Origin of the sequence: Methylocystis sp. B8, from assembly GCF_005771425.1 — a bacterium.
In the GTDB taxonomy this organism is placed as follows: domain Bacteria; phylum Pseudomonadota; class Alphaproteobacteria; order Rhizobiales; family Beijerinckiaceae; genus Methylocystis.
Genome location: NZ_VBTZ01000007.1, coordinates 163,323 through 183,940, shown reverse-complemented (window position 1 = coordinate 183,940; position 20,618 = coordinate 163,323). Strand labels below are relative to the sequence as shown.

At 60.4% G+C, this 20,618-nt stretch carries 21 protein-coding genes; 14 read left to right on the top strand and 7 right to left on the bottom strand.

What is annotated here, in order from left to right; all coding sequences use genetic code 11:
• Nucleotides 1-495 precede the first annotated feature (495 nt).
• From FEV16_RS12920 to FEV16_RS12905, 4 genes are all read left to right on the top strand, one after another.
• Nucleotides 496-1,110, top strand: a complete 615-nt coding sequence (locus FEV16_RS12920; protein WP_138168044.1) for a hypothetical protein — start codon at nucleotides 496-498, stop codon at nucleotides 1,108-1,110.
• Nucleotides 1,111-1,175: 65 nt separating this feature from the next.
• Entirely contained in the window at nucleotides 1,176-1,577 is a 402-nt protein-coding gene (locus tag FEV16_RS12915) for a copper resistance CopC family protein (RefSeq protein ID WP_246657314.1), read from the top strand.
• A gap of 110 nt (nucleotides 1,578-1,687) precedes the next feature.
• Entirely contained in the window at nucleotides 1,688-3,613 is a 1,926-nt protein-coding gene (locus FEV16_RS12910; RefSeq protein WP_138168043.1) for a c-type cytochrome, read from the top strand.
• A 115-nt stretch (nucleotides 3,614-3,728) separates the two neighbouring features.
• Nucleotides 3,729-4,304, top strand: a complete 576-nt coding sequence (locus tag FEV16_RS12905; protein ID WP_138168042.1) for a copper chaperone PCu(A)C — start codon at nucleotides 3,729-3,731, stop codon at nucleotides 4,302-4,304.
• A gap of 149 nt (nucleotides 4,305-4,453) precedes the next feature.
• On the opposite strand, the gene FEV16_RS12900 is transcribed toward FEV16_RS12905, so the two are convergent.
• Nucleotides 4,454-4,687, bottom strand: a complete 234-nt coding sequence (locus tag FEV16_RS12900; protein ID WP_138168041.1) for a hypothetical protein — start codon at nucleotides 4,685-4,687, stop codon at nucleotides 4,454-4,456.
• 457 nt (nucleotides 4,688-5,144) lie between these two features.
• On the opposite strand from FEV16_RS12900, the gene FEV16_RS12895 reads away from it, so the two are divergent.
• Nucleotides 5,145-6,347 (top strand): pyridoxal phosphate-dependent aminotransferase, encoded by a 1,203-nt coding sequence (locus tag FEV16_RS12895; RefSeq protein ID WP_138168040.1) that lies wholly within the window; start codon nucleotides 5,145-5,147, stop codon nucleotides 6,345-6,347.
• Nucleotides 6,348-6,639: 292 nt separating this feature from the next.
• Nucleotides 6,640-7,188, top strand: coding sequence for an SRPBCC family protein (locus tag FEV16_RS12890; protein WP_138168039.1), 549 nt, complete (start codon nucleotides 6,640-6,642; stop codon nucleotides 7,186-7,188).
• A gap of 68 nt (nucleotides 7,189-7,256) precedes the next feature.
• Here the strand turns inward: FEV16_RS12890 and FEV16_RS12885 are convergent, their stop codons facing one another.
• Both FEV16_RS12885 and FEV16_RS12880 read right to left on the bottom strand, forming a co-directional pair.
• Nucleotides 7,257-7,853 (bottom strand): superoxide dismutase, encoded by a 597-nt coding sequence (locus FEV16_RS12885; RefSeq protein ID WP_138168038.1) that lies wholly within the window; start codon nucleotides 7,851-7,853, stop codon nucleotides 7,257-7,259.
• 188 nt (nucleotides 7,854-8,041) lie between these two features.
• Nucleotides 8,042-8,653, bottom strand: a complete 612-nt coding sequence (locus tag FEV16_RS12880) for a hypothetical protein (protein WP_138168037.1) — start codon at nucleotides 8,651-8,653, stop codon at nucleotides 8,042-8,044.
• A 399-nt stretch (nucleotides 8,654-9,052) separates the two neighbouring features.
• On the opposite strand from FEV16_RS12880, the gene FEV16_RS12875 reads away from it, so the two are divergent.
• Nucleotides 9,053-9,511 (top strand): hypothetical protein, encoded by a 459-nt coding sequence (locus FEV16_RS12875; protein ID WP_138168036.1) that lies wholly within the window; start codon nucleotides 9,053-9,055, stop codon nucleotides 9,509-9,511.
• A 6-nt stretch (nucleotides 9,512-9,517) separates the two neighbouring features.
• On the opposite strand, the gene FEV16_RS12870 is transcribed toward FEV16_RS12875, so the two are convergent.
• From FEV16_RS12870 to FEV16_RS12860, 3 genes are read right to left on the bottom strand one after another with little or no spacing between them, the layout of a single operon-like run.
• The gene (locus FEV16_RS12870; RefSeq protein WP_138168035.1) at nucleotides 9,518-10,459 is read right to left on the bottom strand and encodes a CBS domain-containing protein; all 942 of its coding nucleotides are present in this window, start codon (nucleotides 10,457-10,459) and stop codon (nucleotides 9,518-9,520) included.
• A gap of 36 nt (nucleotides 10,460-10,495) precedes the next feature.
• The gene (locus FEV16_RS12865) at nucleotides 10,496-11,311 is read right to left on the bottom strand and encodes an exodeoxyribonuclease III (RefSeq protein ID WP_138168034.1); all 816 of its coding nucleotides are present in this window, start codon (nucleotides 11,309-11,311) and stop codon (nucleotides 10,496-10,498) included.
• Nucleotides 11,312-11,317: 6 nt separating this feature from the next.
• Nucleotides 11,318-12,397: a TIGR01620 family protein gene (locus FEV16_RS12860; RefSeq protein ID WP_138168033.1), complete on the bottom strand. Its 1,080-nt coding sequence runs from the start codon at nucleotides 12,395-12,397 to the stop codon at nucleotides 11,318-11,320.
• 235 nt (nucleotides 12,398-12,632) lie between these two features.
• Here FEV16_RS12860 and plsY point away from each other — a divergent pair, with 235 nt between their 5' ends.
• Nucleotides 12,633-13,226 carry a glycerol-3-phosphate 1-O-acyltransferase PlsY gene (gene plsY / locus FEV16_RS12855; protein ID WP_138168032.1) on the top strand — a complete coding sequence of 198 codons (594 nt, stop codon included), beginning with the start codon at nucleotides 12,633-12,635 and terminating at the stop codon, nucleotides 13,224-13,226.
• Nucleotides 13,223-14,488 (top strand): DNA-processing protein DprA, encoded by a 1,266-nt coding sequence (gene dprA, locus FEV16_RS12850; RefSeq protein ID WP_138168031.1) that lies wholly within the window; start codon nucleotides 13,223-13,225, stop codon nucleotides 14,486-14,488. Before plsY ends, dprA begins: the two co-directional genes overlap by 4 nt.
• A 378-nt stretch (nucleotides 14,489-14,866) precedes the next feature.
• Here the strand turns inward: dprA and ruvX are convergent, their stop codons facing one another.
• Nucleotides 14,867-15,331 (bottom strand): Holliday junction resolvase RuvX, encoded by a 465-nt coding sequence (ruvX, locus tag FEV16_RS12840; protein ID WP_138168056.1) that lies wholly within the window; start codon nucleotides 15,329-15,331, stop codon nucleotides 14,867-14,869.
• A gap of 150 nt (nucleotides 15,332-15,481) precedes the next feature.
• Between ruvX and gatC the strand changes: the two genes are divergently transcribed.
• The 5 genes from gatC (at nucleotide 15,482) to FEV16_RS12810 (ending at nucleotide 20,514) form a co-directional block, all read left to right on the top strand.
• Nucleotides 15,482-15,769 carry an Asp-tRNA(Asn)/Glu-tRNA(Gln) amidotransferase subunit GatC gene (gene gatC, locus FEV16_RS12835; protein ID WP_138168029.1) on the top strand — a complete coding sequence of 96 codons (288 nt, stop codon included), beginning with the start codon at nucleotides 15,482-15,484 and terminating at the stop codon, nucleotides 15,767-15,769.
• Nucleotides 15,770-15,820: 51 nt separating this feature from the next.
• Nucleotides 15,821-17,311 (top strand): Asp-tRNA(Asn)/Glu-tRNA(Gln) amidotransferase subunit GatA, encoded by a 1,491-nt coding sequence (gene gatA / locus FEV16_RS12830; protein WP_138168028.1) that lies wholly within the window; start codon nucleotides 15,821-15,823, stop codon nucleotides 17,309-17,311.
• A complete protein-coding gene (locus FEV16_RS12825) occupies nucleotides 17,311-17,694 on the top strand; it encodes a chorismate mutase (RefSeq protein WP_246657313.1) in 384 nt (127 codons plus the stop codon). Before gatA ends, FEV16_RS12825 begins: the two co-directional genes overlap by 1 nt.
• A gap of 388 nt (nucleotides 17,695-18,082) precedes the next feature.
• Nucleotides 18,083-19,552, top strand: a complete 1,470-nt coding sequence (gatB, locus tag FEV16_RS12815) for an Asp-tRNA(Asn)/Glu-tRNA(Gln) amidotransferase subunit GatB (RefSeq protein WP_138168025.1) — start codon at nucleotides 18,083-18,085, stop codon at nucleotides 19,550-19,552.
• A gap of 674 nt (nucleotides 19,553-20,226) precedes the next feature.
• On the top strand, nucleotides 20,227-20,514 hold the full coding sequence (locus FEV16_RS12810) for a histone (RefSeq protein ID WP_138168024.1): 288 nt from the start codon (nucleotides 20,227-20,229) through the stop codon (nucleotides 20,512-20,514).
• Nucleotides 20,515-20,618 lie beyond the last annotated feature (104 nt).

Sequence of the window (20,618 nt, the reverse complement as noted above, 5' to 3'; positions counted from 1 at the left end):
GCTTCGCGGCCGAAATCGGCGGTCCGGTCATTCCGAAGTTCGTCGCCGGCGATATGCCCTAAGCGATACTGACGAAACCAAAAACAAATGCCCCCGGCCCTTAAAGCCGGGGGTTTTGTTTTGGGGAGGCGCCGCTTGGCGCGATGCGGAGTCACGAGGCGAAGTTTGACGTGAAGCGAGTCTTGTCCGCGGTCCCGTCATTTCAGCGGTCGAGTATTAGACGAAGCGATCGCCTCTCTTCGGCTCCGGGCGAGCGCGGAAGGCCCCAAACAAGCGGTGCGTCCTTTGGACGCAAATCAAATGCTAACCGTTTTCGCTCGCGTCAATTTGTGGCATTTGTCAAAAGAAACGTCCGCGGCGAGCGGACAGGCGACGTAAGGACGAAGATGAAAAAATGAAGCCGTCAGCCAAAAATCCGCTATAGAAGATGCAGCGTTTACAACGGTCGCCGGCAAGAGCGACAACCTTGGAATCAACATTGATCGAGGGATGGAAATGAAGAATTGGCGTAGCCTCGCAGCCGCGGTTCTCGGCGCGCTTTTCTCAATGGCGTTGACGGCGCCTACGCGCGCTTCTGAGGGCGGCGCCGGTCCCGAAGCGATGACGATGGGCAATATGTGCATGGTCATGTTCGGCTACGACATGATTCACATCACGGCCTATCAGCCGGGCAAGTCACGCAGCGAATATTGCGCGGAGATACCGGCCGCCGGACCGACGATTCTCGTGTTCGATATCGAAAATCCAACGTTCCGCGACATGCCGCTTGAACTGCGCATCATTCGTGATCCGCTCACGCCCATCACCAAGGATACGGACCTCGAGGCGCTGACCGAGGTTTATCGTCCGGCGACCAAATACACCAAAGGCACCTTCAATCTTGAGCACAACTTCAAGAACAACGGCCACTACATCGGCCTCGTCACTCTGACCCGTCCCGACGGAACCCAGGAAACGTCCGAGTTCAAATTCATGGTCGGAGAAACCCTATGGGCATGGGTTCCGCAGATCGCCGGAGCCGTGCTCATCGCCGGCATCGTTTTCGTGTATTGGAAGCATACGCATCCATCGGGAAAGAAGAAGGATGCCGCCGGCGCCACAGCGTCTTGAACGGGGCGATGCGCATGAACATCTCAAAAACGAAAAGGGGAGGTCAGAGCCTCCGGGGAGACGCCATGAAAATTGTCGACAAGACTTCGTCAATGGGAGTGCGCGGTTTCAGCTGCGTCATCGGCGCAGTTTTCGCCATCGTCCTGGGAGCGACTACTTCGGCGTTCGCGCATTCCTTCCTCGTTGACGCGACGCCTTCATCAAAAGAACATGTGGCGGCGCCTCCCAAAACCGTCAAGTTGCGTTTCGGCGGAGGCGTTGAACCGCCTTACTCGAAGATCACCATCGAAACGCCCGAGGGAAAGATTCTTGGGGAAGGCAATATCGGCGTTCCCGACAAACCGCGCGAATTGTCGGTGAACGCGCCAGAGCTCGCACCCGGCAAATACATCGTGCGCTACCGCGTGCTCTCCAGCGACGGACATATCGTCGAGGGAAACTACGAATTCACCGTAGACGCGAAATAAGCGCGATTGAGCGAACGGCGCGCCCGCGGTCTTGCGTGGGCCGCCGCTCATTCCCGCACCCTAGCGCGGGCTGAGGAGATGAACGCCAGAGGACGTCGGGCGAAAGAAAAATGTATCTCTCTCTAGCGGCGATCCGCTTTTTCCTAAGCCTGCCCTCAGCCCTCGCGGTCGGACTTCTCCTCCTGCCGCGCTTGATCGGCGAGGATGGAGGGCGCTTCAAACCGGCTGTGGCCGCGCTCGCCTTGTTGCGCGCCCTGTTCGGCTTCGCGCTGCTCTATGTCACGGCGCGCGCGATTTTTCCCGCCGATCGTCCAGTTGAATTCGATACGCTCTGGGAGTTCACCGTCAACACGAGCGTCGGCAAGGCCTGGATCGCGACGCAATTGATCGCTTTCCTCTTCGCCGGCTTGGCGGCGGCGCGCCTATTCGTCGCTTCAGAATTGCTCGACCGCGTCACGCTCTGGATCGGCGTCGTCCTGATCGCCGCCGTTTCGGTGACCGGGCACGCCATAGACGACGGCTTGCCGCGCTGGACGCAGGCGAGCTTCCTTCTCCACACGGCGGCGGGCCTCACCTGGCTTGGCGGGCTACTCGGGCTCGTTTGGTGGATGTTCACAGCGCGCGGCAAACCGCCGGAAGTGGCCGCGCAGCTCGCCGAGCGCTGGTCGCTCATCGCGAAGGTCGCCATGGCGGTCGTCGCCATTAGCGGATTTGCGATCGCCTGGGAAAACGTCGGCAGCATTCCGAACATGTTGGCGACGCCCTATGGTCGGCTGCTGACCTTGAAGCTCGTTTTTCTTTGCGCCGTGTTGCTTGCGGCGCTGGCGCTCGCGCGATACATCACGCGGCGGCCGAAAGGCGAATTCGATGTCGCCTGGTACAGCAAGGTGGGGGCAGGCGAGTCGATCTTTGCGCTCGCGCTGCTTTCAATCGCCGGCTACATCGCGGTCATCACCCCGGCCGCCCATGAAACCAATCTTTATTGGCCGCTGCCATTTCGTCTGTCCTACATCGCGACATGGGGGCAAAACCCTGCGGTGTTTAGCCCGATCTGGTGGTGGGGCATCGCCGCCGTCGTTCTTGCGATCATCGCGGCGCTGATCTGGTGGACGCCGAGGACCCGCCAATATCGGCTCTACGCCACTCCGGCGATCTCTGCCGCAGCGGTGATTTCGCTGGCCGTGTCGCTTGCGACAGAAGCCTACACTGACACTTACAACGACCCGACCCAGGACTATACCGCGGAGTCTGTGGCGCGCGGGCTCGCGCATTTCAAGGAGAACTGCACCGGCTGCCATGGCGCGCAGGGCGAAGGCAATGGACCGCTTGCCAAGGATCTCAAGAACCTCAAAGGGCTACCCGTGCAGCCGGCTGATCTCACCGCCCCGCACGTCGGCACGCATACGATTGGCGACATCTTTCACTGGCTGACCAATGGCGGGCAAAGCGGCGTCATGCCGGCCTTCAACGAGCAGCTCGACGCCGACGATCGTTGGGACGTGATCAACTTCCTCTTAATGATGTCCTATTCGAACCGCGCCCGTTTCATGAGCGCTCAGCCCATGATTCAATGGCTGATCGCGCCGGATTTCGCTTTGATCGACCCCAACGATTCGGCGACGTCTCTCTTCAAGCTCCGCGGCGTTCCGACGTTGATTTCTTTCGCGCGCTGCGGATCGCTGACCGGCGACCCGAACGCGCGCGCGGCAAGCGTGAAGATCGCGCATGACGCGGCGAAGGCCGCCGGCGCAAACCATGTGACGGTCTATGACGCGGCCTGTCCGCAGGAGGCGAAAGGCCGCGAGCCGGTTCATCCGAAGGCGGTTGAGGCCGCCTATTCAGTGATCAATCGCTATCCCAACGAAATGCCGTCGGAGGAGATCGAAGAGGCGCATTTTCTCGTTGACCGTTCAGGTTACATTCGGGCGCGTTTCCGTACATTCGCGCCTGACGATGGGAACGCCCAGAAACTCGCCGGTCTCGTTGCCGAATTCGCCCGTGAACCCTTGATCGAGATCAGCCTGCACTCGCATTAGCGCGCCATATTGTCGCAAGGTCGAACGAGGCGCGACGGTATCGCGTGGGCGCGTCCTTGGTCATGATGCACTCAGGCCGGCAAGAGAAAAGTCCGGCGCATAAGGGAGAAGCCAGATGCTAAAGCGGCGTGAATTTTTGCTGACCGGAGGAACTCTGCTGACAGGGACGGCGCTTGGGCTCTTCGCCTCGCGCGGCTCCGCCGTCGCGCATGAGTATGACGTCGGAAATCTGAAGGTGGAGCATCCCTGGCTTCGTGCGCCGGCCGATGGCGACAACAAAGCGCAATTCTACGCGATGCTGCACAACAACGGCGCCACGCCTGATAAGCTTATCGCCGTCAAGTCGGAAAAGTTCGGCGCCGCCGAAATCCACGGCGACGCCAAGAAGCTCGACCTCATCACCCCGATCGTGCTTCCGCCCAAGTCCAAAGTCACCCTCGCGCCCGGCGGGGCCTATGTCGCGCTCCTGGACATTAAGAAGCATCTTGAGGTGGGCTGGGGTCTCGAGATGACGCTTGTCTTCGAGAAGGCTGGCGAGGTGGAGATCGATGCTGCGATCGACGCGCCCGATGCGGCCCATGCCCATGACGCCGAAGCCATGGAGCGCTGGCAGAAGGCGCATGGTCAGGACTCAGCCGGCCCCAAAGAAGGGGGGGCGCACGAGCACCACCATCACATGGAAAAGAAGTGACCTGTGAGCCGGCAAAGGGTCTGCGGAGCCTACGGCAATGAAACCGGCTGCCTGAACGGCAGCCGGTTACGTAGAGGGCTTCCTGCGCCCAAAAAGAATGCGCGCGTCATCGGACGCGCGCAAGGCTTGCTGCGAAATTATAAAAAAGTTCAGCGGTCGATCGTCACCAGACGCCCGGCGAATACGCCGCTGTCGGTGGCGACAGGCGTGGCCTTCTGCGCAGGCGAGCTGATCGGCAGAGCGAAGCCGAGAACGAATGCCGCCATCGCCATGGCTGCTACGAGCAGCAGCGAAACTCGAAACTGGCGGCGGGCTGAATCCCTGTCGAAGCTGCGGGTGAAAGCAGGCTCCATTTGATCTTCAAATTTATCAACGAGCGACATTTTCCCTGATCCTCTCGCATTCGCCCTTTTTGTAACGCTTGCGCCTCTCCCCAAGGCGCGCGCGCGATTAACTCGCGTCGCCGCGTTCTCAAGACAGAAACTAGGATGGGCTGAAAAAGTTGCATCGCTTTTCAGAAATTTTATAAATTTTTAAGAAGTGCGAAAAACTGGGTAAACTTTGCGAATATTGATTCGATCAAGTTGAGCCTAGCCTCGTCCGGCGTTTACGCCAGATTCACATAGAGAGCGCTGTTTTTATTGGGAAAAATCACGATACGGGATTGCCTGCGAATCACGGCGCGTCTGTGGCGCCGGAAAGGCGGTAGATGACCGCGATCTCGCGAGCCATCCCAATTCTTCGGCGGCGATAGATTGAAAACGTGGCGAATCCGATTGCGGCTCTTTGGCGCGCAAATTATGGTGCGCTGCACTCTCCCCTCGCAGGAAGTCCACCCCAATGACCTTTCTCGCCAACGCCTTGTCGCGCGTGAAGCCCTCGGCGACGATCGCCGTGACTCAGAAAGCGCGCGACTTGCGCGCCCAGGGCCGGGAGGTGATCAGCCTTTCCGTCGGCGAGCCCGATTTTGACACGCCCGAGCACATATGCGCGGCCGCGAAAGCTGCGATCGACCGGGGCGAAACCCGCTACACACCCGTGCTCGGAATCCCGCCGCTGCGCGAGGCGATAGCGAAAAAATTCAAACGCGAAAACGGCTTGGACTACAAGGCGTCGGACACGATCGTCGCCACTGGCGGCAAGCATATTCTGTTCAACGCTTTTCTCGCGACGCTTAACCCCGGCGACGAAGTGATCGTTCCAGCGCCCTATTGGGTGAGCTACCCTGAGATGGTTGCGATCTGCGGCGGAACGACCGTGTTCGTTGAAACGCGAATGGAGGACGGCTTTAAGCTGCGGCCTGAGGCGCTGGAGCGGGCCATCACGCCCAAGACCAAGTGGCTGGTGCTCAATTCCCCATCCAATCCCTCAGGCGCGGCCTACACATTCGATGAGATGAAGAAGGTGACGGACGTTCTCCTGCGCCATCCGCAGGTCCATGTCCTCACCGACGACATTTACGAGCACTTGGTCTACGGCGACTTCAAATTCGTCACGCCGGCTCAGGTCGAGCTGGGACTGATGGACCGCACGCTCACCATGAACGGCGTCTCCAAAGCCTACGCCATGACCGGCTGGCGCATCGGCTACGCCGCCGGTCCTAGCGCCCTGATCAAGGCCATGGACATGCTCCAGGGGCAGCAGACGTCTGGCGCCTGCTCGATCGCGCAATGGGCGGCGGTCGAGGCGCTCGAAGGACCGCAGGACCATCTTGCGATGTTCCGCAACGCCTTCCAGGAGCGGCGCGATCTCGTGGTCTCGATGCTGAATCAGGCCAAATATCTGAAATGCCCGACGCCGGAAGGCGCTTTCTATGTCTTTCCCTCCTGTGCGGAGGCTATCGGACGCAAGACGCCAAATGGGAAAGTCATTGAGACCGACGAGGACTTCGTGACCGAACTCCTGGATACGCAGGGAGTGGCCGTGGTTCACGGCTCGGCTTTTGGCGTCGGCCCCAATTTCCGCGTGTCCTACGCGGCGTCAAATGCGCTGCTTGAGGACGCCTGCCGGAAAATCCAGGCCTTCTGCGGAAGCCTCGCCTAGAGCAGGTTTTCGAAAAAGTTGACAGACTTTTTCGATGAGAACCTGCTCCAACCTTTTAATTTTGAGCGATTCCTTTCGATCACATAATTCCATGTGATCGGGAAGCGCTCTAGCCTGACAATGCGTTGCGCATTGCGCCCGCCGTTCTAAACTGGCGCTGACGCGTCAGGCGGCGGGTCGTGCGCGAGCGCTTCGCCAGGAGAGCGAAGTCTCGCGCCGAGGAGCGCGGAACTCGATTGTCGGCTCGTTGGTCACGGCCAACGCGCGCCACGCTCTTACGGGAGACCTGCCCATGACGATTTTCGCTCTCCTTTTCCTTGCCCTTCTCAGCGCGCTGATCGCTTACATCTCTCTCCTGCCGGACAGCTTCCGCATCGTGCGCTCGATCGTGATCGACGCGCCGCCCGAAGTGATCTTTGAGCACATCAACAATTTTCATAATTGGATGGAGTGGTCGCCCTGGGCCAAGATCGATCCAGATATGAAGGCTGAATATGGGGGAACGCCGCAGGGCTATGGCGCAACCTATTCATGGTCGGGGAATAAGCAGGTCGGCGTTGGCGATATGGAGATCGTCGAGAGCCGGCAAGGCGAGCGCGTTCGCATCAAGCTCAACTTCGAGAAGCCATTCAAAGCCACGAATGAAGTGCAATTCGATCTAAAACCGATGGGCGGGGAGCGCACGGAGGTCGCCTGGGCAATGTCCGGACGCCACGAATTCGTGGGCAAGGCAATCTACAAATTTTATAACATCGGCAAGGCGCTCGGCGAGCAGTTCGATAAGGGGCTCGCCGATCTCAAAAAGGTTGTCGAATCGCAGCCAAAAATCGCCGCAAGTTGATCCGCCAGAACTGCACTGAAAAAACGCGGCGCGCTATCAGAGGCGCGCCGCGTAGAAACGAAGCAGCGCTATTTCGCGGCGTCGAACATTTCCTCGACATGCTCCCAATTCACGAGATGGTCGAGGAACGCCTTGAGGTAGTCCGCGCGGCGATTGCGATAATCGATGTAATAGGAGTGCTCCCAGACGTCGGCGACCAGGATCGGCGCAGCGCCATGGACCAGCGGATTTTCAGCGTTTGGCGTCTTGCGAACCGCGACCTTTCCATCCTTCACCTCGAGCCACACCCAGCCGGAGCCGAATTGCGCCAAGCCCTCCTTCTGGAAGTCTTCGCGGAATTTATCGACTGAGCCGAAGGACTCGATGATCGCCCTCTCGACCTTGCCCGGAATGGCGCCGCCGCCGTTCGGCTTCATCCACTTCCAATAGTGGGCGTGATTGTAGTGCTGGGCGACGTTATTGAAGATCGGCGTATTCCGGTTGTAGGCGGTGACGATCACTTCTTCGATCGGCTTGCCTTCGTATTCGGTGCCTTTGACGAGATTGTTGGCGTTCGTGACATAGGTCGCGTGATGCTTGTCGTGGTGGTATTCGAAAGACTCTCGCGAGAGATAAGGCTGCATGGCGTCGTATGGATAGGGCAGATCTTCCAGGGTGAAGGACATAATTCTCTCCCGAATAGGTTTTGACGAGCGTAGCCTGTCAGCCTCAGCTGCACGCGATAACTAGACCCGCACGCGAGATGCGGCAATATCGCGCGCTCACGAACCGCGCCGCTATGTCCGCCTTTTAGCAACAAAAAAGCACGGCTCGGCGACGACCGAGCCGTGCTGCAATCTTTGGGCCGTTTTCTTTAGGCGATCGCGTCGCCCGTCGCCGGCTTTTTCTTCGCGTTTGCCCGCAGCGTCCACCACATCAGGCCGACAAGCGAGACGAAGCCGACGGCATAGAGGATATATTCGAGCATTCCCCAGAAGGTGTAGAGCCCTACTGAGAATGGAAAGCGCGAAACCCATTCATTGCCGAGATCGTCGCGCACCGTGACGATGCCAACATAATGGCCCGCGTCTTTGAAGTCGTGTTCGAAGCTCATGGTGCCGTTGCGATAGACCTTCGGCTCGATATAGGCGACGGTGATCGCGTCGAGATTGGCTTTTTCCTTTTCTTCGCCGACGTCTTTCACAACGCGGATTCCGATCGCCATGTCGCGCAGATCGGGCGAAACGGCGGTAAGCGCGATTACCGTCGGACCGGTTTTGGCGATGTCCTCGCAAAACTCCGCCTCTTCTCCGGCGCGCTGATAGCCGATGAAATGCATTGTGTTCGGACCGATCCGAAGCACGCATTCATCTTGCTCGAGCATCACGCCGCCATGCGCGAAGGCGGTCGTCGGCGCGGCAAAAAAAGCCGCAGCCGCAATCACTGCGCCGGCGAACAGGCCGCGCGCGCCACTCACACTTGCCATTTAAGTTCTCCCCACGATTGCCGACGCCTTTCCGGTCGCTACCGGACGCTCTCCCGCCGCACGCGCGTCGACGCTGTAACGATGAGGTTTGTATTGGATCAGCGAATTACGATGCGACATCTGGACGCATCTAATATATACTTTTATGGTATTGAAAATAAATGAGAAAATTTTTTGCAGCCCGAAATCGGATAAATTTACATACACTATATATTGATGTGTTATGTAATAACATACATATATATGGGTTATTTTTGGGGCGGGCACGCCCTCAGAGCGCCGCTCCGCGAAAAGTATTGAGGTCACATTTATTCTTGGAGGTTTTGCATCGGACGTCCATTGTGGCGCTCAGCGTGGCTTGTGATAGGTTCCGGGCCGACGAACACTTTAAGGGTAACGATGAAGCGTCACGGACTTGGCGTGATCTTCCTTGGGCTCGCGCTTGCCCTCTGCGGCGCCTACGGCATGTGGGCCGGCTGGGATTACATTCAGCTCGAACGCGGTTGGAGCCTGTTTATCGGCGGCGCAACGGCTGTCTCCGGCGGCGTCGTTACGATCGCGCTTGGGCGCGCCATTGGGGTTTTGGGCCGCATTGCCGATAATATTCCGGCCCCGCAGCCGACCATTCTAAATGAACCCCCGGCAAGAGAAGCCGCCGAGCGGCCCAGGCCCACGCAACAGCAGCCTGCGCCAGAGAAGGCGTCGAAACCGCCGGTTGAAGTCGACAGATATACTGCCGGCGGATCAGTCTACGTGATGTTTTCCGACGGCTCCGTCGAAGTGCAGACTGATGGCCGCGCCCGCCGATATTCTTCGCTTGCGGCCTTGCGGGCGGACACGGGCGTGGGCAGCGGTTAACCGCGGTCAATTGCGCGCCGCGCTCCACATCAGGAACAGCGCCGCATCGCCCGGCATTCCTTCCGGGAAATCGATGATTTGCGCGGCGATGCGAAAGCCGCGCGGGTGGAGTTCATTGCGCCAGCGTTGGAAAACGTCGGCTGGCTCGCCGCGCAGAGTCGCTGGCCAGAGTGGGTCTGGCGCATTGATCGCGCGCCCGCCGTCGGTGCAAAGTTGTGACGGAAATCGGATGAGCAAATGCTCGGCGAGCCCGGCCTCCGCGCTGCGTCGCGCCTGCTCCAGCATCTCCCGCCATTGGGCGTCTGTCAGGCGTTGACTTGCGAGTTCGCGGATGCGTTGGTCGCGCAGCTCCGTCGTTGCCTGCCGACGCTCAGCGCGTTCCAGTTCAAGCTGGCGCTCATGCGCCGTCACGAGATCGCGAAATTCTTCCGCTGTCGCCAGGGCGCAGCGGTCGCCGGTTTGCTGCGGAATCGAAATCAGCGGACGACGCCGATGCGCCTCCAGAGCCAAAGCAGGAAAGCCGCCCTTCATCGCCTCCATGACTTCTTTGCGGAGCACGAGGCCGATGATCTTGTGGCCTTCGACGACAGGGATGCGCTTGAGGCTGTGGCTCTCCATAATGCGCGCGATGTCGGGAACTTTGGCGACGTCGGGAATTGAGATCGCCGGAGACGTCATAACTTCGCGCAGCGCGCGCCCATTGGCGTGAAACACAGGTTTTGGCCTGTTGCGCAGAAGAAATTCCGGAATGGCGCCAAGGTCGGGCAGGGGTTGGTTTCGGGCCTGTTCGAGATTGCTGCGCGTCACAATGCCGATGGGCGACAGGTCGTCATCGACGACCGGCACGGCGCCTAAGCCACATTCAGCGAGGAGTTTCGCTACGTAATCGAGATCTGCATCCGCCATTACATAAGGAAAGTCGCTGTTCATCAGATCGCGCGCGATCATGCCGCCGTCTCGCCTCCCGATCCCCTTTACGCTCTCTCACTCCGATAGTTCGATCGTCACCGGCACATGGTCAGACGGGCGAGTCCAGCTTCGCGCGTCGCGTAGCACGTCAAGACGTTCGAGCCCCCCTGCAAGCGCCTCGCTCACCAAAATATGATCGAGCCGGCGCCCACGGTTCGACGCTTCCCAATCGGCGGCGCGATAGCTCCACCAAGTATAAAGCTTTTCTTCCGCCGGCACGAAGTGCCGCATCGCGTCGACCCACGCCCCGGCCTGCAACACTCCCGTAAGCTTCTCGACCTCGACGGGCGTGTGGCTCACGACCTTTAGAAGCGCCTTATGACTCCAGACATCATGCTCGAGCGGCGCGACATTTAAGTCACCGACCAGCACCACGCGGCCCCGCGAGACGCCCTCCGTGACGATCCAATCGCGCATTTCGTCGAGAAAATCGAGCTTATGCTGAAATTTCGGGTTGATGTCGACATCGGGCTCATCGCCGCCTGCCGGCACGTAAAAATTATGCAGCGAGATCGGGCCGCCTTTAGCGTCGATCTCCACGCAGATATGGCGCGCGTCGCCCTTCTCGCAGAAGTCGCGCTTCTCGACGAAGCGCAAAGGGCGTTTCGAAATGACCGCTACGCCATGGTAGCCTTTCTGCCCGTTGATCGCGATATGCTTGTAGCCGAGCGATTGGAGATCCTTCATCGGAAATTCCGCGTCCCGACATTTTGTCTCCTGCAGGCAGAGCACGTCTGGCGCCCGGCTTTTGAGAAATTCGGCGACGAGCGGCAGGCGCAGCCGCACGGAATTGATGTTCCAGGTGGTGATCTTCAGGCTTGCGGGTTTCAACGATGATCAGCTCTTGGTCTTGTCGCCGCGAAAGAGGAAAGGCGCGACGTCGCTGACGCCCGGCTGCTTTTCGGCGATGAACGGCGTCGGACGGCAGACGGCCATTGCGGAAAGGCCGACTCGCGCGGTGAGAAGCCCATTCAATACGCCTTCGCCGAGCCGAGCGGAAATGCGTGCGGCGATGCCATGGCCGAGCGCCTGCTGGAGCAAAGAATCGCCGACCGCCATGCCGCCGGTAATTGCAAGATGCGCGCCGACGGAGCGGGCAAGTTTGAAGAAGCCGAACAGCCCCGGCCTGCCGCCATAAATCTCCGCAATTTTACGCATCAGCACGATCGCCTGGCCGACGACGAAAAGAACGTCGAGCAACGCGCGGGGGCTGATCGCCGTGACGACGGAAACGCGCTTGGCCGCGCCGGCGATCTCGCGTCGCGCCTCTTCATCGAGCGGCGCCACGAGATTGCGCTCGGCAAGCGTGATCAAATCGCGTCCGTCGATGATCTGCTTCAGATAATCCTTAAGCAGCGCGCGCGCCCGGTTGGTGTCCGGGCGATCGTCATAGAGCTTGCAGAGTTCGCTCACGCGCGCGCGGGCGGCCTTCCCGTCATCGCTCGCATGCGCCTCGGCCAAAGCGGCGTGCAGCTTGGCGATGCGATTCTGTCGGCCCATCGCGCGAAACTCGCGCGTGATGAAGATGATCGCTGCGACGGCGGCGAGCCCCGCTAGGCTTAGTCCCACTGTCCCAAGAATGGCGGAGCGCCGGAAGAGATCCTCGACGAAACTCCATATCCACACGGAGAGCGCCAGAGAGATGAGGCCGCTGACCGCCGAAAGGAAGAGGCCGCCCCAGGAGAAGACGTAACGGCGCAACATGCCGTCCGCCTGCGCCGCTTCGACGGCGGCTTCATCGCCGGTCATCCCATCCGCAAGCTCTGCGGCCTCGCGAGCGAAGGCGTCATATTCGGCTTCGACCACCTCGACAGCCGGCCGCCTCGCCTCGTCGATTTGCGGCGACGCCTTGGCGGTGACCGTCTGGTCGCCTTCAAGGCGGAAAGCTCGTGGACGCGACCTTCGTTGCTGGGTCATGCGGATCCTGAATTTTGGCCTTCCTTAGCGCCTCGCGGGTGAAAAAGCGAAGCGCATCTTTCGACAGCGCCCTTGCCAGAGCTCCTAGAGAGCAATTCCGTCAAGAGCGCGCCGACAAAGCATAGCGGCCCCAGATATAGACGGCATCGCAATCAAAAACGCGTGTTGCGGGGCGATAGCGCCTCCTTTAGCATCCCCGCGGCCTTCGCTTTCGAGAAGTATCGCGTTTTACCGTATGAACTCCATCAATTATGACCTCCTTGCCCTTGCGATCGGTTATCTGCTGGGCTCCATTCCTTTCGGTCTGCTGCTGACGCGCCTCGCGGGCACGACTGATCTTCGCTCAATCGGCTCGGGGAATATCGGCGCGACGAACGTGTTGCGCACCGGCCGAAAGGATCTGGCGGCGGCGACTTTGCTGCTCGACGGGCTAAAGGGCATGGTGGCGGCGCTCATCGGCGCCTCGCTTTCGCCCGAGGGCGGCATGATCGCCGGCCTTGCAGCCTTCATCGGCCATGTCGCGCCAGTCTGGCTACAGTTTAAGGGCGGAAAGGGCGTTGCGACCTTTCTTGGCGTGCTCTTTGGTCTCGACTGGCCGACCGCGTTAATTTTCTGCGTCGTCTGGCTGTCGGCAGCGGCGCTGTCGCGCTATTCATCGCTTGGCGCGCTGACCGCGAGCGCGGCGGCTCCGATCGCTTTATTCATGCTCGGCCACAGAGGCGAAGCCTTTGTCGTGGCTGTCATGGCGGCCATCATATACTACAGGCATCGCGAAAACATTGCGCGTCTGCGCGCCGGCACCGAGACGCGCATAGGACAAAAGGCGTGACCGAGGCTTCGCCAGGGCGGTTGAGCGACGAGCAACTTGTCGACTGGCTAAGACTCATTCGCAGCGAAAATATCGGCCCGCGCACATTCAGACAGCTCATCAACCGCTTTGGCGGCGCAAGCGCAGCGCTTGACGCTCTGCCGTCCCTTGCTGCGAAGTCCCTGCGCGGACGGATAATCCGTATCGCTACGCGCGAGGAAGCGCTACGCGAGATCGAGTTGGCGCGCGCGCTCGGCGTGCGCTTCGTCACCACCGGCGATCCCGACTATCCGCCGCTGCTGCGAGAAATTGCTGATGCGCCGCCGCTGATCGCGCTGCGTGGCGCCTCCTGGAACGCGCAGCGCGACGGGGTCGCCATTGTCGGCTCTCGAAATGCTTCGGCCGCGGGGCTCGCCTTCGCCGAACGCCTCGCGCGCAGCCTTGCGCTAGAGAATTATGTCATCGTCTCGGGACTTGCGCGCGGCATTGACGCCGTCGCGCATCGCGCCACGCTCGAAACGGGAACGATCGCCGTGCTCGCCGGCGGCCATGCGCGCCCGTATCCTTCTGAACATGAGCGGCTCGTTGAAGAGATCGCCGAGCGCGGGGTGATCGTCTCTGAAATGCCGATCGAATGGGAGCCGCGCGGCCGTGATTTCCCGCGCCGAAATCGCATCATTTCTGGGTTGAGCCGCGCGACGATCGTCGTCGAGGCGGCGCGGCGTTCCGGATCTCTGATCACAGCGCGTTTCGCCAATGAACAGGGGCGGGAAGTTTTCGCCGTTCCCGGCTCGCCTCTCGATCCCCGCGCCGAAGGCGTGAATGATCTCATACGCCAAGGCGCGACTCTGTGCGCCCGGCCGGAAGACGTCATTTCAGTTCTTGCCGAGAACGCCGGCGCGCCGCCGCGCAAGAATCTTTTTGATGACGACGCCCTCGAAGGACAAGAAAGCCTGATCGACGAGCTGGATCTTTTCGGCGCCGTCGACGGATCGGCCTTCGAGGAAAGAGCGGCTCAACTCCGCTTCTCCGCGCCGCCTCCAGCGGCCAGCGCTCCTGACCATCAAGCGAACGCGCAGGACGACAGCTCGGCGCGCCCTGACGCGCATGAGATCATCGTTTCTTTGCTGGGGCCTTCGCCGATTGCGATCGATGATCTCATTCGCGTCGCCGGTCTGACGGCGCGGGAGGTGCAGGGGGTCCTCGTTGAGCTCGACATCGAGGGTCGCTTGCAGCGCCACGGCGCCAATGGCGTTTCCCTCGTTTACAATTATAAGTTGTGATCTAGGCCGAGCGGTCGATTGGATATCCACCAAGCTCGCGTGCGCGCATATCCGCCTCGGCGCGCGCCAAATTCAAGAAATAGCAGAGCATGGGCATGTCGCAGCGGCTGGCGAGTTTCGCCATTTCGTCAGCCATATCAGCTATATATGCAGCGATCGACGCCGCCTCATCTTTGGCTTTAGCGCTTTCCGAATCCGTTTCACGTGGCTCGTTTGATTTTTTCGGAGAGGCGTCCGGCCGGCGCATCGCTTTCAGGCTCCACGGACCACGAGGCGTTAGGAATTACTTAAGCGTAAGAGTTTCAAGCATTTTTTCCCATCAGGTCTATTGGGAGTCAAGAACAAAATTCTATCAAAAGTTGTATCGCTGGGATAGCGCTACAGTCCTTTAAGACGGTCGAGCGCGCCCTGCAGGATATAAGCGGCGGCCATACGATCGACGACTTCGGCGCGCTTTGCCCGCGAGGCGTCCTGCGCAATCAATTCGCGGGTCACCGCCGCGGTCGACAGTCGTTCATCCCAATAGGCGAAGGGGAGGGGCGTGAGTTTCGAAAGATTGCGCATGAAAGCGCGCGTGGCCTGCGCGCGCGGGCCTTCCGTGCCGTCCATATTGAGCGGAAGGCCGACGATGAACGCGCAGATATCGAAATCGGCCGCGCGTTTAATCAAAGCGGCGGCGTCTTGAGAAAACTTCACCCGCGCGATCGTGTCGAGCGGCGACGCTAGGCGTCTTTCAACGTCGGAAAGCGCCAATCCGATGGTCTTGGTCCCAAGATCCAATCCCATCAGGCGGCCTTTCGGCGGCAGAAGCGCCGCCAATTCTTCAAGCTTCGTCGCGTGCATGGTCACCGCGCCTCCGCTACCATGCCGCCGGCGTTCCTCAAACCAGCGGTTCAGAACTTCTTGTTTTTCTGCCGCGACAAGCCCCCGTCATTGCGCCGCGAAAGGCCAGGCGCTATAGCGCCCATCGAGATCATTCTTGCGGAGCCCTAGATGTCCGTTGATTCCGCGACCGTCCGGCGGATCGCCCATCTCTCGCGCATCGCCATCGAAGACAGCGAGGTTGAGCGCCTGCGCGGCGAACTCAACGCTATTCTCGCTTTCGTCGAGACGCTGAGCGAGGTCGACGTCGATGGGGTCGAGCCTTTGACCTCCGCTTTGCCGATGCAAATGAAGAAGCGCGTCGACGTGGTGACGGATGGCGGCATTGCCGACGAAATTCTCGCCAACGCGCCCATACGCGAAGACCATTATTTCGTCGTGCCCAAGGTCGTCGAATAGCGCTTCCAGCGCAACCGCCACGCGTGCGGCAGCTCAGATATAAAGGGACAAATGTCCGATCCCACGCATCTTTCATTGGCCGAGGCGCGCGACGCCCTCAAATCGAAAAAGCTCTCCGCCGTTGAGCTGACCCAGGCGCATATTGGCGCGATCGAGAAGTCGCGCGCGCTCAACTGCTTCATCACGGAGACGCCGGAACTCGCGCTCGCGCAGGCGCGGGAGAGCGATGCGCGCATCGCGCGCGGCGAAGCGCGCCCCCTTGAGGGGCTGCCGCTTGGCATAAAGGATCTCTACTGTACAAAAGGAGTCCGCACGACGGCGGCGAGCCGAATTCTTGACGACTTCACGCCGACATATGAATCGACCGTATCCGCCAATCTGCTGGGCGACGGCGCGGTCACGCTCGGCAAGCTCAATCTCGATGAATTCGCCATGGGCTCGTCGAATGAGACGAGCGCCTTCGGACCCGTCGTTTCTCCGTGGCGCCGCGCCGGCGATCCCGACGCCAAGATCGTGCCGGGCGGCTCCTCTGGCGGCTCTTCGGCGGCGGTGGCGGCGCATCTTTGTCTCGGCGCCACTGCGACCGATACAGGCGGCTCGATCCGTCAGCCCGCCGCCTTCACTGGCGCTGTCGGCGTCAAGCCGACTTATGGGCGCTGTTCGCGGTGGGGCATTGTCGCCTTCGCCTCGTCGCTCGATCAGGCGGGACCGATAACGCGCACGGTGCGCGACGCCGCGATCATGCTAAAGTCGATGGCCGGCCACGATCCAAAAGACACGACCAGCGTCGATGCGCTCGTGCCGGATTATGAAGCCGCCGTCGGCGCCTCGGTGAAAGGACGCCGCATCGGCGTGCCGAAGGAATATCGAATTGACGGAATGTCGGCGGAGATCGCCGCTTTGTGGGATCGGGGGGCCGCGTGGCTGAAGGACGCGGGCGCGGAGATCGTCGAAATCTCCCTGCCGCATACGCGCTACGCTTTGCCCACATATTACATCATTGCGCCGGCTGAAGCGTCGTCCAATCTCGCGCGCTATGACGGCGTGCGTTACGGCCGTCGCGAGCAGGGCCGCGACGTCATCGACATGTACGAGAAGACGCGCGCGGCGGGCTTCGGTCCAGAGGTGAGGCGGCGCATCATGATCGGCACTTATGTGCTCTCCGCCGGCTACTACGACGCTTATTATGTGCGCGCGCAGAAGGTCCGCAGTCTGATCAAGCGCGACTTCGACGAAGCTTTTGCGTCCGGCGTCGACGCCGTTTTGACTCCGGCGACGCCTTCGACCGCCTTCGCGCAAGGAGAGAAGGGCGCCGCCGACCCCGTCGAGATGTATCTCAACGACGTATTCACCGTTACGGTGAACATGGCCGGTCTTCCTGGCGTCGCCGTTCCGGGGGGCCTTGCGGCAAACGGCTTGCCTTTGAGCTTGCAGCTCATCGGCAAGCCATTCGATGAAGAGACGCTCTTCTCTCTCGCCGCGGCGATCGAAGCGGCGGCGCCAAAGATCGAATTTCCGCAGCCATGGTGGCGCGAGGGCTGATGATGAGGACGCCAGGCGCTGAGAAGGACATTGCGGAACGCGCTGAGCAGGCGCTTCAGGACGAGATGTCCGATGTTCGCCGCTTAATTGACGAGTTGGATGAAGGGCTGGTTGCGCTGCTCGCTAAGCGTCAAAGGCAAATCGAGCGGGCTGCAAGGGTCAAACCCGCGCTCGGGATTCCGGCTAACGTGCCCGAACGCGTCGATGAAGTATTGGCGCATGTGCTCGGCGTGGCGCGCCGTGAAGGGCTCTCGGTCGAGGTGGCGATGAATCTCTGGCGCGCGCTGATCGACTGGTCAATTGAGTACGAAGAGCGGCTGATGGGCGACCGCGCGCCTAGAGGCGCTTCTCAAACATCTTCGGACGGCGACGCGTCCTCCTGATCGTCGCCGCGCGTTTTCGTTTTGATGCGGACGAAACCGTTACGGATTGACCAACGCAGGCACTTCAGCGACCACCAGTGGAAACGCCGCGACAGCCTGTGAGCGCCGGGCGAGTGCGGAGCGAGGATTGCGAGGCCGACAGGAAACATCCAGACCCCGAAGATGGGAAGCGGCGCAAGAATGGTTCCCCCAAGGATTAAGCCTACGCCGACTGGAATGCTCACGTAGCGGGGCGCGCTATGCATACGACGGATAAGCCCTTTCCTGCGGCCGTTGTCAGAATTCCCATTCGTGGCCATCTCGCCTGCGTCTCCTCTGCTTCGCGCCGGCCGTTCCGCTCCCGCAAGGGGTGGTTTATATGGAAGATGCAAGTTTAGCGAGGCAGATAATGGCGACACAGGCGGCTCCCACCAAGTTCATCAAGGGCGCGACCGGCGACTGGGAAGTCGTCATCGGGATGGAGATTCACGCCCAGGTGACGAGCAACGCCAAGCTCTTCTCCGGCGCTTCGGCCGAGTTTGGCGGCGCTCCCAACGATCACGTCTCGCTCGTCGACGCCGCCATGCCGGGCATGCTGCCGGTGATCAATGAGGAGTGCGTCAAACAGGCCATCCGCACGGGTCTCGGTCTTGAGGCCAAGATCAACCTGCGTTCGGTCTTTGATCGTAAGAACTATTTCTATCCGGACCTGCCGCAGGGTTATCAGATCTCCCAGTATAAGTATCCGATCGTCGGTGAGGGCGAGGTCATCGTCGATGTGTCGCCAACCGAGCGCATCATGGTCGGCATCGAGCGTCTGCATCTCGAGCAGGACGCGGGCAAATCGCTGCATGATCTTTCGGCGACTGAGAGCCACGTCGATCTCAATCGCAGCGGCGTCGCGCTGATGGAAATCGTCTCGAAGCCTGACATGCGTTCGGCCGAGGAGGCGCGCGCCTATGTTTCAAAGCTGCGGACGATCTTGCGTTACATCGGCTCCTGTGACGGCAACATGGAGCAGGGCTCGCTGCGCGCCGACGTTAACGTTTCGGTGCGCAAGCCCGGCGACCCGCTCGGCACGCGTTGTGAAATCAAGAATGTGAACTCCATTCGCTTCATCGGCCAGGCGATCGAGGTTGAAGCGCGCCGTCAGATCGGCATTCTGGAAGATGGCGGCTCGATCGAGCAGGAGACCCGTCTTTTCGATCCGAGCAAGGGAGAGACGCGGTCGATGCGCTCCAAGGAGGAGGCGCATGATTACCGCTACTTCCCCGACCCTGATCTGTTGCCGCTCGAGTTCGATCAGCCTTATGTCGACGCCTTGAAGGCGCAATTGCCAGAATTGCCGGACGCAAAGCGCGCGCGCTTCATCGAGCAGTACGGCTTGCCGCCTTATGACGCGGGCGTGCTCGTGATGGAGCGGGCCGCGGCCGATTATTTCGAGGAAACAGCGAAGGGCCGCGACGCCAAGCTTGCGGCGAATTGGGTGATCAACGAGTTGTTCGGCCGCCTGAATAAGGAAGGACTCGACGTTGCGAGCTCGCCCGTGTCTTCGAAGGCCTTGGGCGCGATCGTCGATCTCATTTCGCAGAGCGTCATTTCGGGCAAGATCGCCAAGGATCTTTTCGAGATCGTCTGGACTGAAGGCGGCGACCCGAAGGAGATTGTCGAAGCGCGCGGCATGAAGCAGGTGACCGATACGGGCGCCATCGAAGCCGCCGTCGACGCCGTCATCGCGGCCAATCCCGACAAGGTGGACCAGGCGAAGGCGAAGCCGACCATGCTCGGCTGGTTCGTCGGACAGGTGATGAAGCAGACCGGCGGAAAGGCGAATCCGCAGGCGGTAAACGAGCTGCTCAAGCACAAATTGGGCGTCTGACGTCGCGCATTTCGGCACGAAAACGAATCAGTTTGCGACGCGCGTTGCGCGATTCTTCTCCAAATGGAGGCGTCGCGCGTCGATTTTCTTCGATTCAGCGGCGCTGACCACAATTTTTTTTTCTCCTCCTGCACGCCTTCGTTACGCTCCTGCTCGCGCACGCGGCCTCATGCGGCGCGCGACGCCTTCAGCCGCTCCGCCAGCGCCAATTTGCCTATCTGCCGCAAGCCCATTCCGCAAAATTCTATCGTGCCACGATATGACTCGGATGATCCATCGCGCATGGCGCAAACGCAATGCAACTGTTCGAGGATACAAAGGCAAATCAAGTAATTGAACCTCATTAGCGCCTCCGTCGGCGCATGCGCTAGCACGTCCGAAAACGACTTTGAAGCGGACATCGTCAGCCAATTTCGATCACAGATCGGCGCCAGTAAAAGCGCGCGCGCAAACCTCTCGAGATAGTCTCGTCGAAGCGTTCGCAAAGCAGCTTCATGGTCGTTTTGCTTGTCTCGCGACGGCGCTCAACATGGCTTGCCATGCGTTGCGTTGATCACTTCTGCGCGCGCAGCACTTGAACGAGTGATTAACCGCGTTACGCTATTTGAGCGTATTGTCGGTCGAACATTGCTCCGGCAATTCGGATAAGGGGACTTATTATGGCGAGAGCTACAATGAAGCGTAAGCCGGCCAAGAAGGCTGCGGCGAAGAAGGGTGCGCGTAAAGCCGCGAGGAAGGCTGCGACGAAGAAGTCGACGGCCAAGAAGGGCGCCCGCAAGGCTACGCGAAAGTCCGCTGCGAAGAAGACGGCCCGCAAGGGCGTCCGTAAGGCGGCGACGAAAAAGCGCGGCGGCGCCAGGAAAGCCGGCGCTAAGAAAGGCGCGCGCAAGGGTGCGGCGAAGAAGCGTGCCCCACGAAAGATGAAGGCGCCAACGCCGGCGGCTCCATCGGAAAGCATGTAAGTCGAAGCGCTTGCGCCTGCGCGATTGATCGTTTCGCGTCATCGCAAGCCCGCTTCACGCACTCATCGCCCGGGGGCCGCGCGTCTATGTAAGGCGCGTCCCGG

Bases quoted from the DNA above. Each gene is read 5' to 3' on its own strand.
- FEV16_RS12920 (WP_138168044.1), top strand. From the start codon at position 496: ATGAAGAATTGGCGTAGCCTCGCAGCCGCGGTTCTCGGCGCGCTTTTC.
- FEV16_RS12915 (WP_246657314.1), top strand. From the start codon at position 1,176: ATGAAAATTGTCGACAAGACTTCGTCAATGGGAGTGCGCGGTTTCAGC.
- FEV16_RS12910 (WP_138168043.1), top strand. From the start codon at position 1,688: ATGTATCTCTCTCTAGCGGCGATCCGCTTTTTCCTAAGCCTGCCCTCA.
- FEV16_RS12905 (WP_138168042.1), top strand. From the start codon at position 3,729: ATGCTAAAGCGGCGTGAATTTTTGCTGACCGGAGGAACTCTGCTGACA.
- FEV16_RS12900 (WP_138168041.1), bottom strand. From the start codon at position 4,687: ATGTCGCTCGTTGATAAATTTGAAGATCAAATGGAGCCTGCTTTCACC.
- FEV16_RS12895 (WP_138168040.1), top strand. From the start codon at position 5,145: ATGACCTTTCTCGCCAACGCCTTGTCGCGCGTGAAGCCCTCGGCGACG.
- FEV16_RS12890 (WP_138168039.1), top strand. From the start codon at position 6,640: ATGACGATTTTCGCTCTCCTTTTCCTTGCCCTTCTCAGCGCGCTGATC.
- FEV16_RS12885 (WP_138168038.1), bottom strand. From the start codon at position 7,853: ATGTCCTTCACCCTGGAAGATCTGCCCTATCCATACGACGCCATGCAG.
- FEV16_RS12880 (WP_138168037.1), bottom strand. From the start codon at position 8,653: ATGGCAAGTGTGAGTGGCGCGCGCGGCCTGTTCGCCGGCGCAGTGATT.
- FEV16_RS12875 (WP_138168036.1), top strand. From the start codon at position 9,053: ATGAAGCGTCACGGACTTGGCGTGATCTTCCTTGGGCTCGCGCTTGCC.
- FEV16_RS12870 (WP_138168035.1), bottom strand. From the start codon at position 10,459: ATGATCGCGCGCGATCTGATGAACAGCGACTTTCCTTATGTAATGGCG.
- FEV16_RS12860 (WP_138168033.1), bottom strand. From the start codon at position 12,397: ATGACCCAGCAACGAAGGTCGCGTCCACGAGCTTTCCGCCTTGAAGGC.
- plsY (WP_138168032.1), top strand. From the start codon at position 12,633: ATGAACTCCATCAATTATGACCTCCTTGCCCTTGCGATCGGTTATCTG.
- ruvX (WP_138168056.1), bottom strand. From the start codon at position 15,331: ATGCACGCGACGAAGCTTGAAGAATTGGCGGCGCTTCTGCCGCCGAAA.
- gatC (WP_138168029.1), top strand. From the start codon at position 15,482: ATGTCCGTTGATTCCGCGACCGTCCGGCGGATCGCCCATCTCTCGCGC.
- gatA (WP_138168028.1), top strand. From the start codon at position 15,821: ATGTCCGATCCCACGCATCTTTCATTGGCCGAGGCGCGCGACGCCCTC.
- FEV16_RS12825 (WP_246657313.1), top strand. From the start codon at position 17,311: ATGATGAGGACGCCAGGCGCTGAGAAGGACATTGCGGAACGCGCTGAG.
- gatB (WP_138168025.1), top strand. From the start codon at position 18,083: ATGGCGACACAGGCGGCTCCCACCAAGTTCATCAAGGGCGCGACCGGC.
- FEV16_RS12810 (WP_138168024.1), top strand. From the start codon at position 20,227: ATGAAGCGTAAGCCGGCCAAGAAGGCTGCGGCGAAGAAGGGTGCGCGT.